General features: G+C 65.3%; 14 protein-coding genes and 1 pseudogene. 8 read left to right on the top strand and 7 right to left on the bottom strand.

Annotation, left to right across the window (positions count from 1 at the left end; genetic code table 11):
• Positions 1-90: 90 nt before the first annotated feature.
• The 4 genes from LYSCAS_RS07625 to LYSCAS_RS07640 are packed head-to-tail and all read left to right on the top strand — an operon-like array spanning position 91 to position 3,866.
• Complete coding sequence (locus LYSCAS_RS07625; RefSeq protein ID WP_407075169.1) at positions 91-1,866, top strand: copper resistance system multicopper oxidase; 1,776 nt, start codon at positions 91-93, stop codon at positions 1,864-1,866.
• Complete coding sequence (locus tag LYSCAS_RS07630; RefSeq protein ID WP_213437287.1) at positions 1,863-2,663, top strand: copper resistance protein B; 801 nt, start codon at positions 1,863-1,865, stop codon at positions 2,661-2,663. The genes LYSCAS_RS07625 and LYSCAS_RS07630 overlap by 4 nt, the downstream gene beginning before the upstream one ends.
• Before the next feature lie 17 nt (positions 2,664-2,680).
• A complete protein-coding gene (locus LYSCAS_RS07635) occupies positions 2,681-3,448 on the top strand; it encodes a hypothetical protein (RefSeq protein WP_213437289.1) in 768 nt (255 codons plus the stop codon).
• 37 nt (positions 3,449-3,485) lie between these two features.
• Entirely contained in the window at positions 3,486-3,866 is a 381-nt protein-coding gene (locus tag LYSCAS_RS07640) for a response regulator (protein ID WP_213437291.1), read from the top strand.
• A gap of 4 nt (positions 3,867-3,870) precedes the next feature.
• Here LYSCAS_RS07640 and LYSCAS_RS07645 read toward each other — a convergent pair whose 3' ends face one another.
• Together LYSCAS_RS07645 and LYSCAS_RS07650 are read right to left on the bottom strand one after the other, a co-directional pair.
• Complete coding sequence (locus LYSCAS_RS07645; protein ID WP_213437293.1) at positions 3,871-5,781, bottom strand: potassium transporter Kup; 1,911 nt, start codon at positions 5,779-5,781, stop codon at positions 3,871-3,873.
• Positions 5,782-5,793: 12 nt separating this feature from the next.
• On the bottom strand, positions 5,794-6,471 hold the full coding sequence (locus LYSCAS_RS07650; RefSeq protein ID WP_213437295.1) for a TorF family putative porin: 678 nt from the start codon (positions 6,469-6,471) through the stop codon (positions 5,794-5,796).
• A gap of 191 nt (positions 6,472-6,662) precedes the next feature.
• Between LYSCAS_RS07650 and LYSCAS_RS07655 the strand changes: the two are divergent.
• From LYSCAS_RS07655 to LYSCAS_RS07665, 3 genes and pseudogenes are all read left to right on the top strand, one after another.
• Positions 6,663-8,042 (top strand): annotated as a pseudogene (locus tag LYSCAS_RS07655) (sensor histidine kinase); the annotation flags it as partial.
• Positions 8,039-8,725, top strand: a complete 687-nt coding sequence (locus LYSCAS_RS07660) for a response regulator (RefSeq protein WP_213437299.1) — start codon at positions 8,039-8,041, stop codon at positions 8,723-8,725. The pseudogene LYSCAS_RS07655 and the gene LYSCAS_RS07660, both read left to right, overlap by 4 nt.
• Positions 8,726-8,794: 69 nt before the next feature.
• Positions 8,795-9,319 carry an NMCC_0638 family (lipo)protein gene (locus LYSCAS_RS07665; protein ID WP_213437301.1) on the top strand — a complete coding sequence of 175 codons (525 nt, stop codon included), beginning with the start codon at positions 8,795-8,797 and terminating at the stop codon, positions 9,317-9,319.
• A 34-nt stretch (positions 9,320-9,353) separates the two neighbouring features.
• Here LYSCAS_RS07665 and LYSCAS_RS07670 read toward each other — a convergent pair whose 3' ends face one another.
• Entirely contained in the window at positions 9,354-9,494 is a 141-nt protein-coding gene (locus LYSCAS_RS07670) for a hypothetical protein (protein WP_213437303.1), read from the bottom strand.
• 49 nt (positions 9,495-9,543) lie between these two features.
• Positions 9,544-9,930 (bottom strand): lysozyme inhibitor LprI family protein, encoded by a 387-nt coding sequence (locus LYSCAS_RS07675; protein ID WP_213437305.1) that lies wholly within the window; start codon positions 9,928-9,930, stop codon positions 9,544-9,546.
• 227 nt (positions 9,931-10,157) lie between these two features.
• Between LYSCAS_RS07675 and LYSCAS_RS07680 the strand changes: the two genes are divergently transcribed.
• On the top strand, positions 10,158-10,565 hold the full coding sequence (locus LYSCAS_RS07680) for a hypothetical protein (RefSeq protein WP_213437306.1): 408 nt from the start codon (positions 10,158-10,160) through the stop codon (positions 10,563-10,565).
• A 1-nt stretch (position 10,566) separates the two neighbouring features.
• Here LYSCAS_RS07680 and LYSCAS_RS07685 read toward each other — a convergent pair whose 3' ends face one another.
• The 3 genes from LYSCAS_RS07685 to LYSCAS_RS07695 all read right to left on the bottom strand — a co-directional run bounded on the left by LYSCAS_RS07685 (position 10,567) and on the right by LYSCAS_RS07695 (position 13,549).
• Complete coding sequence (locus LYSCAS_RS07685; protein WP_213437308.1) at positions 10,567-11,553, bottom strand: DNA/RNA helicase domain-containing protein; 987 nt, start codon at positions 11,551-11,553, stop codon at positions 10,567-10,569.
• Positions 11,442-12,581 (bottom strand): DNA/RNA helicase domain-containing protein, encoded by a 1,140-nt coding sequence (locus LYSCAS_RS16105; RefSeq protein WP_213437310.1) that lies wholly within the window; start codon positions 12,579-12,581, stop codon positions 11,442-11,444. Before LYSCAS_RS16105 ends, LYSCAS_RS07685 begins: the two co-directional genes overlap by 112 nt.
• A gap of 74 nt (positions 12,582-12,655) precedes the next feature.
• Entirely contained in the window at positions 12,656-13,549 is an 894-nt protein-coding gene (locus tag LYSCAS_RS07695) for a nuclease-related domain-containing protein (RefSeq protein WP_213437312.1), read from the bottom strand.
• Positions 13,550-13,822 lie beyond the last annotated feature (273 nt).

Below are 13,822 nucleotides of genomic sequence, written 5' to 3' on the forward strand. Positions count from 1 at the left end.
CGGCGGCTAGCCTAACGCCCGGCGCCGCGCTGCGCATGGCTCGGTACAGGGGCCGGGCGTAAAGTAGCGCCGTCGCGATCCCCCAGGAACTTGACGTTGCGAACTCCCAACGGCGGCCCCGCCCAACCCGCGCGTCGCCGCTTCGTGCAAGGCCTGGCCGCCGGCGGCGCCGTGGCCGGCCTCGGCCTGTGGCCACGCGCGAGTTACGCGCTGCAAGGCGCGGGCCTGCCTTCCGTCCTGTCCGGCACGCAGTTCGACCTGTCGATCGGCGAAACGCCGATGAACTTCACCGGCCGCACGCGCACGGCGATCACCGTCAACGGATCGTTGCCCGCGCCGCTGCTGCGCTGGCGCGAAGGCACCACGGTGGACTTGCGCGTGTCGAACGCGCTGCCGATGCATTCCGTGCATGGCCACGAGACCTCGATCCACTGGCACGGCATCCTGCTGCCCGCCAACATGGACGGCGTGCCGGGCATCAGCTTCGACGGCATCCATCGCGGCGAGACGTACGCGTATCGCTTCGACGTGAAGCAATCCGGCACGTACTGGTACCACAGCCATTCGGCGTACCAGGAACAGGTGGGGCTGTACGGCCCGCTGATCATCGATCCGATCGAACCCGCACCGTTCGCATTCGACCGCGATTACGTGGTGATGCTGACGGACTGGACGGACCTGGATCCGGCGGCGTTGTTCGCGCGCCTCAAGAAGATGCCGGGCTACGACAACTACTACAAGCGCACGCTCGGCGACTTCATGCGCGATGCGCGCCGCGATGGCCTCGCGGAAACCATCGAAGACCGCAAGCTCTGGGGCGCGATGCGCATGACGCCCACCGACCTCGCCGACGTCAACGCGAACACCTACACCTACCTGTTGAACGGCACCACGTCGCTCGGCAACTGGACGGGCCTGTTCCGTTCCGGCGAGAAGGTGCGCCTGCGTTTCATCAACGGCGCATCGATGACGTACTTCGACGTGCGCATCCCCGGCTTGAAGATGACGGTGGTCGCCGCCGATGGCCAGTACGTGCACCCGGTGACGGTCGACGAATTCCGCATCGCGACCGCGGAAACCTTCGACGTGATCGTGGAGCCCAGCGGGCAGGACGCGTTCACCATCTTCGCGCAGGACATGGGCCGCACCGGTTACGTCAGCGGCACGCTCGCCGTGCGCGAAGGCTTGCGCGCGCCGGTGCCGGCGGTGGAGGCACGGCAGATCCTGTCGATGGCGGACATGGGGCACGGTGCGGCGGCGCACGACATGGCCGGCATGGACATGGCCGGCATGGACCACGCCGCGATGGGCCACGCCGCGATGGGCCACGCAATGCCTGCCGCGCAACACCATCCCGCCAGCGAATCGCACAACCCGTTCGTCGACATGCAGGCGGCTTCGCCGACGCCGAAGCTCGACGACCCCGGCATCGGCCTGCGCGACAACGGCCGCACGGTGCTCACGTATTCGATGCTGCGCAGCGTGTTCGACGATCCAGACGGCCGCGATCCCGGCCGCGACATCGAGCTGCACCTCACCGGCCACATGGAACGCTTCACGTGGGGCTTCAACGGGCAGAAGTTCTCGCAGGCGGAACCGCTGCGGTTCAACTACGGCGAACGCCTGCGCATCGTGTTGGTCAACGACACGATGATGACGCACCCGATCCACCTGCACGGCATGTGGAGCGACCTGGAAGACGCCGACGGCAACTTCCACGTGCGCAAGCACACCATCGACATGCCGCCCGGCAGCAGGCGCAGCTATCGCGTTCGCGCCGATGCGCTCGGTGGCTGGGCATATCACTGCCACCTGCTGTTCCACATGGAAGCCGGGATGATGCGCGAAGTGCGGGTGGACGAATGAAGCGGCTCGCGCTGGCGCTCCTGTGTTGCGTCGCGCTCGATGCGATGGCGCAGGACCATTCGCATCACATGATGCCGATGCCGATGCCTGCACCCACGACGGGCGAGCAACCGAAGACGCCGATCCCCGCATTGACGGACGCCGATCGCGCCGCGGCCAAACCGCCGATGGCCGACCACCCGGAGCATGACAACGCGATCCAGTCCTTCGTCCAGTTCAACCGCCTCGAAGGCTTCGACGGCGGCCTCGAATGGCAAGGCCAGGCGTGGATCGGCACCGACACCGACAAGCTCTGGCTGCGCAGCGAAGGCGAGCGCATCGACGAACGCACCGAAGCCGCCGACCTGGAAGTGCTGTACGGCAAGCCGATCGCGCGCTGGTGGGATCTCGTCGCGGGCGTGCGCCACGATTTCAAACCCGGCGCGTCGCAGGATTGGGCCGCCATCGGCGTCACGGGCACCACGCCGTACAAGATCGAACTGGAAGCGACGGCGTACATCGGCGCCTCCGGCCGCACCGCCGCGCGCATCGAAGCCGAATACGAAGCGCTGCTCACCAATCGCCTCATCCTGCAGCCGCTCGTCGAACTCAACCTCAACGGCAAGGACGATCCCGCGCGCCATGTGGGCGCGGGGTTGAGCACCGCCGAAGCCGGCCTGCGGTTGCGTTACGAAGTGACGCGCCAGTTCGCGCCGTACATCGGCGTGGTGTACGAGCGCGCGTTCGGCGACACTGCGGACCTGCGGCACGACGCAAGCGATACGCGCGTGGTCGCAGGGTTCCGGATCTGGTTCTGACTGACGAGACTTCCCCCATGTCCCGTTCGCGACTCGCAATGCTGCTGTTGCTCCTGGCCACCACCGCCAATGCCGCGGCGCCCCTGCGAAATACCGGCGACGCCGCACACGTGTTCGCCTACACGCCGAAGCCCGGCATGGACGCGCAGTTCGACGCCGGCTACCAGAAGCACCTCGCGTGGCATCGCACGCACAACGATCCGCTCGTCTGGTACGGCTGGACGATCACGCACGGCCCGCGCATGGGGATGTTCATCGACGGCACATTCGGCGCGCCGTTCTCCGCGTTCGACCATCGCGTCGCGCCCGCCGACGATGCGAAGGATGCGGACCGCACGTTCATGGCGTTCGGCGAGCCCGCGTTCCGCGCCGTGTATCGCGTGCGTCGCGACCTCAGCACCGGCACGCCGCTCGAACAGTGGCAACCCACCGCGATGGTGGAAGTGCACGTGTACAAGTTGAAGCTGGGCAAGGCCGCGCAGTTCGAACAAATCGTCAAGCGCATGCGCGCCACCGTGGAAGCCACGGGCGGGCAGGGCACGCACACGTGGTACGAAGGCGTGGGCGGCACCGCGTCGCCGGAATTCATGCTGATGGTTGCGCGCAACGATTGGGCAAGTTACGAGAACGCACCCGGCGACCTCGAACGCGTGATGGCAAGCGTCGACGACGCCACCACGCGCCGCGAGTTGCTTGCCGCATATGCCGCGTGCGTGGACAGCGTGACCAGCGAAATCTGGCGGTATCGCCCGGAGATGAGCCTGATCCCCGCGGCCACCCCCTGACGAGGGCTGTCACATCCCGGGCGCGTATGATCCTGCGATGCCCACCCCAGCTCCCACGGCGCTCGTCGCCGACGACAACCTCGATGCTGGGCAAACACTGGCGGCCTTGCTCGAATTGCTGGGGCATCGCGTCGCATTGGCGCGCGACGGGCAGCAGGCCCTCGACCTGGCGATGGAACTGCATCCGGGCGTGGTCTTCCTCGACATCGGCATGCCGGAGCTGGACGGGTGGGAAGTGTGCCGCCAGATCCGTGCGACCGACTGGGGTGCGAAGGCCTGGATCGTTGCGGTGTCCGGTTACGGCCAGGACAGCGATCGCGAGAAGTCGCACGCCGTCGGCTTTGACAAGCACTGCACCAAGCCGCTGCAGATCAAGACCGTGCAGGAACTGCTCGAGCGCACGCCGATCGCGTTGTAGCGCATCAGATTTCCACCGGCGCGCCCAGCTCCACCAGGCGCGTGCTCGGGATGCGGAAGAAGTCCGTCGCAGGCGCCGCGTTGCGATGCATCGCGCCGAACAGCTTGTCGCGCCACAAGGCCATGCCCCCGCGCGGACGCGCGACGATGGTTTCGCGGCTGGCGAAGTACGTCGTCTCCATCGGATCGAAGCACAGCTCGCCCTGGTCGCCCGCGCGCATCAAGGCCAGCGGGACGTCGGGCGATTCCATGAAGCCGTAGCGCACGGTCGCGCGGTAGAAATCGTCGGCGATCGGTTCGATGCTCAGGCGCGTCGCATCGGACAGGTAGGGCACCGCGCTCGTCTCCACCGTCAGCAGCACGTTGCGCGCGTGCAGCACCTTGTTGTGCTTGAGGTTATGCAGCAGCGCCTTCGGCACGATGCCGTGCTGCGCGGTGAGGAACACGGCGGTGCCTTCCACGCGCGTCGGCGGCGCCAGCATCAGGCCGGGCAGGAACGTATCGAGGCGCAGGCCGTCCTTCAGGATCTCCGCCTGCAACAGCTGGCGCCCACGGCCCCACGTGCGCAACAGGATGAACACACCGACGCCCAGCGCGATCGGGAACCACGCGCCATCCATGAACTTCGCCAGGTTGGCCGACAGGAACGCCACGTCCACCAGCACGAACAGCGTCGCCAGCGGCCAGAACACCATCGGCGGCAAGGTCCGGCGCTGGCGCATCGCCACGATGAACAACACGCTCGTGATCAGCATCGTGCCGACGACGGACACGCCGTAGGCCGTCGCAAGCGCCGTCGAGCTGCCGAAGCCCACGACGGTCGCGATCGTGCCGATCATCAACACCCAGTTGATCGTCGGGATGTAGATCTGCCCGATCGTCGCCTGCGACGTGTGCTTGATGTGCATGCGCGGCAGGTAGCCCAGCTGGATCGCCTGGCGCGCCGCGGAGTAACCGCCGCTGATGACGGCCTGCGAAGCGATGACGGTCGCCGCCGTCGCGAGCGCGATCATCGGATACAGCGCCCACGCCGGCACGCCGAGATAGAAGGGATTGTCGATGGCCTTCGGGTTCGCGAGCAGCAGCGCGCCCTGGCCGAGGTAGTTGAGCGTGAGCGCCGGCAGCACCAGCACGTTCCAGGCCACCTGGATCGGCCGCCGTCCGAAGTGCCCCATGTCTGCGTACAAGGCTTCGCCGCCCGTCACCGCCAGCACCACTGCGCCGAGGATGAAAATCCCGTGCCAGCCGTGGTCGAGGAAGAAGCGCAGGCCCCACCACGGATTCAGCGCATGCAGCACTTCCGGGTTGCCGACGATGTTGTGGATGCCCAGCACCGCGATCGCGGCGAACCACACCACGATCACCGGTCCGAACGCCTTGCCCACGCGATCGGTGCCGAAGCGCTGCGTGGCGAACAACACCACCAGCACGCCGATCGTCAGCGGCAACACCATGTGTTCGAGCGTGGGGGCCGCCACTTCCAGGCCTTCCACCGCCGACAACACCGAGATCGCCGGGGTCAGCACGCCGTCGCCGAAGAACAACGCCGCGCCGAACACGCCCAGCAAGCCGACGATGTACGCACCACGCGAACCGCCCGGCATCGTGCGTTGCGCGAGCGACGTCAGCGCCATGATCCCGCCTTCGCCCGCGTTGTCCGCGCGCATGATCACCGCGACGTACTTCACCGTGATGATCACCATCAACGTCCAGAACACCAGCGACAACACGCCGAGCACGGTGGCCGCATCCGGCGTGAGCCCGTAGTGCGGGGTGAAGGCTTCCTTGATCGTGTACAGCGGACTGGTGCCGATGTCGCCGAACACGACGCCGATCGCGCCGAGCATCAGGGTGCGGAAGCTGGCGGACGGCGCGTGCGGTTGCGGCACGGCGATGGGAGCGGTGGTGGCGGACATGGCGGGTTCCAATCAGAACGTGGCTTGCAATGCGGCTTCGATGCGCGGGCCGGCGGCGTTGTCGCCGAAGATCCGTTTCGCGTTGCTGTCGGTGGTGTGCGCGGTGAAACGCAGGGAAAGCGGGCCGGCGAGGGCGAACACCGCGCTCAGTTGCGCGTGCGTGTAATCGCGTTGTTGCAGGAAGTAGTGGCCGACGGCGAGTTCGAGATTCAGGCGATCGTTCACCGGTAGGCGACCACCGACCAACGCATAGAGTCCCGCATCATCGCCGCCGAGTGCTTCGCGCGAGTAGCCGAGCGAGAGCCACGCGCGATCGCGGAACATCAGAGTGCCGTTCGCCTCGGTCCAGTCCAGGTCGATGCGGGTCGACGGATACACGTAACGCAGCAGGTTCACGTCGACGGACCAATCGTCCGACAGCGCCGTGCCCCAGCCGACGGTCGCGTCGAACTCGGTGCTCGCATCCGCCGCCGGACCGTAATCGACGTTCGTGCCCCAGAGCGAGGCGTACACGCCTGATGCGCCTGCCACTTTCACGCCCGCCTGCACCGCCGGCTCGCCACGCGTCTGCGTTGTGCCGCGCCAGACGTAGTCGGAGGTCAGCGCCGCCGAACCGGTGATGTCGGCCGCCCGCGCATCGACCGCCAGGCCGAGGCAGGCGAGGGCACACCAGGTCCACATCCGTTGCATCGCGATCATCCAACGCGCGGCCCCATCGGCCACGGCCAAATTCTCGTCACCGGGCGCGCAAAGCCTCCATTCCCGGCACCGGCCCGTTGCGTAAATTCGGCGTAAATTCCAGCCCCGCGCGAATCGCGCACAATGCGCGCATGCGTCCCGCCCTGCCGATCGCCGCCAACGCGTCGCCCGCCGCCGGCTACGTGCTTGCCTTCGTTGCGACCGCCGTTGCGGTCATCGTGGCCGCCGCCGCCGAACGCTGGCTCGGCCTCGCCGATCTGTCGCTCGTCTTCATGCTCGCGGTGCTCGTGGTCGCGGTGCGCACGCACACCGGGCCCGCGTTGCTGACGGCGGTGTTGTGCTTCCTCGCGTTCAACTTCTTCTTCATCGAACCGCGCTACTCGTTCTACATCCACGCGCGGCATGGGGTGGCGACGGTCGCGTTGTTCCTCGCAGCGGCGTTGATCGCGGGGCGTCTCGCGTCGCAACTCGCGATGCAGGTGCAGGCACTGCGCATCGCCAACCTGCATGCGAACGCGCGGCAGGCGTTGGCGGGGAAGTTGTCGGTGGCGACGGATGCCTCCGGTGTGGTCGATGCCGCCGAGAGCGTCTTCCGCGAAGGCCTCGGCGCGGATGCGTGGGTGCGATTGGGCGACGACTGCGCGACCGACCAGGGCGGCGGTGTGGAAGAACACGGCTGGTGGTTCCTGCCGTTGCGCGCGCCGAGCGGCCCGTTGGGCGTGATCGGCCTGAAGCTGCCGCCGTCCTCGACGCGCCTGGACGCGATGCAGCAGATGACCGCCAAGGCGATGGCCGGCGACATCTCGCAGGCGCTGCAACGCACGCGCCTGGCCGGCGAACTCGAAACCACGCGCATGGCGAATGAAACCGAACGCCTGCGGTCCGCGTTGCTGTCGTCGGTGTCGCACGACCTTCGAACGCCACTCGCGTCGATCATCGGCGCCGCCGGCAGCCTGGAGAATTACGGCGACGCGATGAACGACGCCGACCGCCGCAGCCTGCTGGACGCCATCCGTACCGAAGGCGAGCGCCTCGACCGCTACATCCAGAACCTGCTCGACATGACGCGCCTCGGCCACGGCGAGCTGGTGTTGCATCGCGACTGGATCGGCGTGGATGAGCTGGTGGGCGCAGCGGTCGGACGACTGCAGCGGCAACATCCCGCTGCACGTTTCGTCGCACGCGTCCCGCAGGAGATGGAACCGCTCTGGGTGCACCCGGCGCTCATCGAGCAAGCGCTGTTCAACGTGCTCGAGAATGCGGTGAAGTTTTCACCACCCGATGCGCCGGTCGAAATCGACGCGCACGCCATCGGCAACGCCGTGCAACTCGACATCACCGACCACGGCCCCGGCATCCCGGAAGACGAACGCGCCCGCATCTTCGACCGCTTCTACAGCGTCGCGCGCGGCGATCGCGGCCGCGGCGGTACGGGCCTCGGCCTCGCGATCTGCCGCGGCATGATCGGCGCGCATGGCGGCGAGGTGGAAGCGTTGCCTGCGCCGAGCGGCCGCGGCACCACCATCCGCATCACGCTCCCGCGCATCGAGCCCACGCCATGACCACCGCGCGCCTGCTGGTCATCGACGACGAACCGCAGATCCGCAAGTTCCTCGACATCGGCCTGCGCGCGCAGGGCTACCAGGTGCTGCTGGCCGAAACGGGGCAGGGCGGCCTCGACCTGCTGGCGACGCAAGGCGCCGACCTCGTGATCCTGGACCTCGGCCTGCCCGATCGCGACGGCCACGAAGTGCTGCGCGCGTTGCGCGAATGGTCGAACGTGCCCGTGATCGTGCTGACCGTGCGCAGCGACGAAACCGGCAAGGTCGCCGCCCTCGACGCCGGCGCCAACGATTACGTGACCAAACCCTTCGGCGTGCAGGAACTGATGGCGCGCGTCCGGGCGTTGCTCCGCGCACACGCCGCACCGGCAGACACACCGCCGGTGCACGACGACGGCCGCTTGCGCGTGGACCTCGCGCGGCGCGAAGTCACGCTGGACGGCAACCCGATCGTCCTCGCCCGCAAGGAATACGCCTTGCTCGCCCTGCTGGTGCAGAACGCGGGCCGCGTGGTGACGCAGCCCCAGCTGCTGCGCGAACTGTGGGGACCCACGCACGACCAGGACACGCACTACCTGCGGATCCTCGTGGCCAAACTGCGGCAGAAGCTCGGCGACGATGCCGCCGCGCCGAAATGGATCGCCACCGAACCGGGCGTCGGCTTGCGGTTCCTGTCGCAATAATTTGCGTCGCGCACGTTGTACGCTGCACGCACGCCATGGGGATGGCGCGCATCGCATTCAGGGGGATCCATGCAACACACCAACTCGCATCGCCGCGCACGTACCATCGTGCTCGCGTCCTTACTGCTGCTTGCAAGTGGGCAGGTGTTCGCGAAGGACGTCTTCGCCACCTTCGGCGACACGTGCATCGCCAGCGGCACCAGCTACGACAAGGCCGCCGAAGCGGTGAAGGCGCGCAACGCCGTCGCAATGCCCGCCGACCCCAACGCCGGCTACCACGCCAGCAAGACCTGGCTGGTCGAAGGCACCCCGCAGGTGTTGATCACCCTCAACGAGCGCGGCTACTGCGCCGTGATGGCCGACGGCGCGGAAGCGGCCGAGCTGGAAGCGCACCTCGCCGCGTTCATGGCGCAGATGCAGCAGACCAGGCCCGCGACGCAGCGGCAGGACAAACCGATGTTCGACGGCGAACAGGTGCTGGACGCGTGGGAGATCGACTGGTCGCCGGAACTGGCAATGCGCGTGCGGTTGTCGAAGGCGTCGGCCGATGGCGTGGAAGGGGTGATGTTGTCGCGGGCGTTCGTGGCGAAGTAGGGGCGCGGGTCGCGTTGCGCCTCCGGTAACGCGCCTAGCCCTTTCGCACGCGGCCGATTCCCGCGCCGGCCAGCAGCAGCGTGATCCCTGCGAGCGCAGTCAGCAGCGCGTAGACATACGGCAACGACGTGAGCGCGAGACCGAACGCGGCCAGGTCCAGGCCAGGCCGGTCCACACCAACGCAACGGCCACGGTCTGCATGCGACGGTCCACGCGCGCCTCCCTCAGAAGCTTTCGTTGTACGCCTTCAACTCCGCCGTCCGCTTCTCCGCGCGATCCTGCATGCACGCGAAGTACATCGCCGTGCGGATCGTGCCGCCGCTGTGCACCGTGAAGATCGCATCGCAGTCCGCCTCGCGGAACTTGACCCACAGGCGTTGCGCGACGATGAGCTGCTCACGCGCGCGCGCCATCTCGGGGTAGTCCTCCGCGTCCGCCTTCAGGCCGGCAAGCAGCGATTGGTAAGCGGCGTTCAACGCCTTGTCGGCCCGCTCGACGCCCTGGCGACCGCATTCGTTGATGTCCTGCGTGTTCCCCGACTCGCACACATCGCCCGCAATCGCCGGCGCAGCGACGGCGAACAACGCGAAGGCAGCGAAGCGTTTCAGCATGGCGGGCGCTCGAAGGAATCCCCGGCCGGATCGTCCGCGACGGCCGGCAGGGGGTCAAGGCGGCGGACCGGCGCGCCCTTCACGGCCGAACCGACGGTGTCGACCCGCGCACACCCCCGGGTCGCGCAACGCGGCTATCCTTCGGCCAGCAGGGGTATGGATGGAGCAGGGCAATGCGACGTAGCCGTCGACAGAGGCAGAGGCAAGCGCGTTCGCGCCGGATCCTGGTGATCGCGGTGCTGGTGATCCTCGCGCTGGTGGGCGCGTGGCTGTACATGCGCGGCAGGCACGCCGAGCCCGCAACGGGCGCGACCGGCGTGGCCCCGGCGGTGACCTCGGTGATCACGATCCCCGTGCCGGCCAGTGCGCCCGCGACGGACGTGGCACCCGCGACGACCGTGCAACCCGCACCAGCGACGACGACGGTGCCGTTGGGGAGCGTGGAGAGCCCGGAAGCGCGGGAAGCCTCGTGGCTCGCCTCGCGGAAGGAAGCGATCCGGATCCAGGGCGAGTTGCGCGCCAAGCAGAATGCGGAGAAGGCGGCGAAGGCCTCGCCGAGCAACGACATCCGGTGCGTGGATGGGCAGCGGATGAAGCGGGTTCAGAATGGGTGGGTGCAGGATGGGACTTGCTGATCTAGCCGTTTTCCTCGGTTAGCAATGGAATCCCAAGGTTTTTGAGAAGATCAAAAACGCCGTCGTAGTGCTTTGGCGGTCTCGTCTTGTCTTGGTCGGAGCCGGTGGGGATGACAATCACCATGCCCTGGCGAGCACGAGTCAGCAGTACGCGATATGCGTTCAGAAGGTAGCGACGCCGCGATTCGTCGTTCACCTTCTTCCAGCTGCTTCCTGAGAATTTGTGAAATCCCCAAGACCCGCCTTCCGCTCGAAGGTCTGCATCCCAAACGACGCAGGCCCAATCGAGCTCAAGACCTTGCACTTGAAATTCTGTTGCAGGGTCTTCCATGTAGTACGAGGACCGAACGTCCTCGTGACCTTGAAGAAACCACTGCACCGGATCGGTCTTCACTCGAACATCAACGCCAAGCGGGCGAAGGCGCTGTGCGCCTGAGGACACCACCATACCGAAGCGCTCGCTTCCCCTCGCGCGCGTTCGAACCCAGTGCTTTGCAGCGGCGAGATCACGCGTTAGCCGAATCGGATAGGTCGCCAGGACACTTTTGAGCGAGTGTTTAGCCTGCTCGAGCCGCAGATCTAAGAGGTCGTTCACGAAGCTCGAAACATGCTCAGATCGAAATGATCGAACTGAGGTCGCTAGATGCAGTGCAGGATCGTAGCGAAGTACAACTTTTCCCTCGAGAGCGGAGATCGCTTCCGACTCAACCGCTCCGGCATTGGCCAATTCAGGTGATAGATGAACTACCCAATTTGGGAATTGAGTTGACACCGCAGACAGCCATTCCCGAATGCCGGCTTCTCCCCTATTAATCTCCTGACCATTTCCGACCAGGCAAACAACAACAGCCCAGTTGTGACGATCCATGCAGGAGATCAGAAACGCTGGCTCCGACTGGTTGAAGTCTGGCTCGCCCTTTTTCGTGCGCATAAACGCGGACGTTTGCGGAAGGTCCCAAGCACGCTGGGCTTCGTCAAAAAGTGCCACGTGGTTCGCGGCGGGCCCTTGTCCGCTAGGTACTCATCTCGGAAATGGTGGACGTTTTGGACAAACGTTTTGACCTTTCGCGCGGCCTCACCTTTTGTGACTTTGGATCCCCGTTCGCTGGCGCGTTTAACTTCGTCGTGTGTTAGCGCGGCCTGGAGGACTGCTACCAAAGGGCCGTTTCCGGAAAGAAAGACGCTGTGAGAGTGATCGGTGCCGTCGGATTGCTTCGTGGCCACATCTAGGCCCACCAGCGTTTTTCCAGCTCCAGGCACGCCAGTTACAAAGCAAATGACCTTTTCTCTCTTGGCTCTGGCAGCGTCGATGATCTGCATGACGCATGCCGTCGTAGCAGACAGGTTTTCTGCACCGGCATCGCTCCGGGTAATCTCGGCGACGTCGTGATTCAAGTACAGGTGTCGAGCTGCCTCAATGATCGTCGGCGTTGGTTGGTATCGACCGACTTCCCAGTCACCAGGTTCGATCTTGTTTCCCGACGTGAGGCGTAGTCCCATCTCCAGGGCTTCGCGCAAGGTCGACCCGGCGCAACCGATAGGAGGTACCACGCCGTCTTCCACAGATGGATGCTCAAGTTGCCGAATGGCGCTGGACTCAGTCGCTACTAGGACCGGCACGATAGGTAGGAGATGGCTCGCGCTGTGGAAGTACTTCAGGTCCAGCGCGTAGTCCCACACCTGATTAATTGCTGCGCGATCGAAGGCTGTCGCGCCGACCTTGAACTCGATAACAAACAACGCGTGATCGAGAACCAGAATGGTGTCGACACGCTTGCCCAGTCGAGGGATGTCATATTCCAAATAGACGGATCCGCGACCCCTAAAGCCGGCTAGCTCTCGTTGCAGGGCGACAATCTGTCCGGTCCACGCGCCGCGATCGAGCAATGTCACATCCGCCGAGCTTCTCTCGACGAGAGCGCCCAAAATGGTGCGCGGATCGGCGATCAAGAAGTCCTCGATGGAAGCGCTGTACGCCCATCGCACGCGGCGATGGGCCGTGATCGGCAGATCCATGCGAGTTTTCCCCAGCCCTGTCTGGAGAAATCTTACGCCAATGACGGCATGGTCTCCTGCGCGGAGAAGCCAGATTATTTCTTGGTGTCGTCGGTCGGGTACCGGATGACGAGTGCCTGCGCAATGAGGCCGGCCATCTCGTGCGGAATGCTTCTGGCGGCACCGTCAGCCATGAAGGATGCGCCCCGTCCAGCGGGATTGAACACGCGGACCAGGTCGGGGTTACGGCCTGTGGAATCGATCCACCATCCAGGAAGCGCAACAACCGGAACCACGTTGATGGAAGCCTTTAACGTGTCCCGCAGATAGGTTCGAAGCCATTCCGCCTGGCGCCGAGCCTGTTCGATAGGCCCCCTGCTCGCGAAATGGGGGAATCGGAGAACCTCACCATCAAAGCTGACTTTGTGGGCGTCGGGATGTGTCTTCGCAGGCTTGCGGACCGACTTGGTTTCAACCATGTAAACGGCGCGCGGGCCAATCACAACGTGGTCGAGGTTGAACTTGTCGCCCGGGACGTCGTGGATGACCGTGCAGCCTGAAGCGATCAAACGGTTTAGTTGCTGTGCTGTGAATAGTTCGGCCTTCAGCCCTTCGTTCGCGCGCCGGCGAAGTCTGCCATGGTGAACGATGTGGCGGATTGACCAAGCAACGAGCGCTATGAACGCGATCAGGAAGATCCATTCGCCAACCCCCCAGCGGACGTGGCCCCACTCGACCTTTGAAAGGGCCCATACAGCGAGAAAGTAAGGACCAAGCCAAAACAGCATTAGCAGAGCAGCTTGCGCGCTATCGGTGTGATCCTCGATTCGCTTTCTCAGCTGCTCACCAGCCCCGTAAATCGCCTTGCCTTCGATAGGTGACCTGCGCCCATCGCGATCCTGCCATTTTCGATGCAAAAAGATGAAGGCGACCGCTAGGAATGTAGGCAGGAGTACAGATGCGCAAACGATGACGACGTATAGGGGCATGGCTTGTCTGGTCGGGCTGCGTGTTAAGTAGATTGAACCACAACGACTCGTCCAGACATGGACGTGGTGCGGAGAGGCGGTGGTGGCGCGGGGTGCCAGCGCCGATGGCCTTGGGCGCGCAAAGCGGGGCGCTTATCGCAAAGCGGGGGAAGCTGATCGCAGCGATCGGGGCGCTTATCTCAAGCTATCGAAACCTGGATTCAGCCAAATGGAAGCCGAGCGCAAGCAGTTTTGCGCTGATCTCAAGTCATCGGAAGCTGATCCCACGCAATC

Origin of the sequence: Noviluteimonas caseinilytica, assembly GCF_018406605.1 — a bacterium.
Taxonomy (GTDB): Bacteria; Pseudomonadota; Gammaproteobacteria; order Xanthomonadales; family Xanthomonadaceae; genus Noviluteimonas; species Noviluteimonas caseinilytica.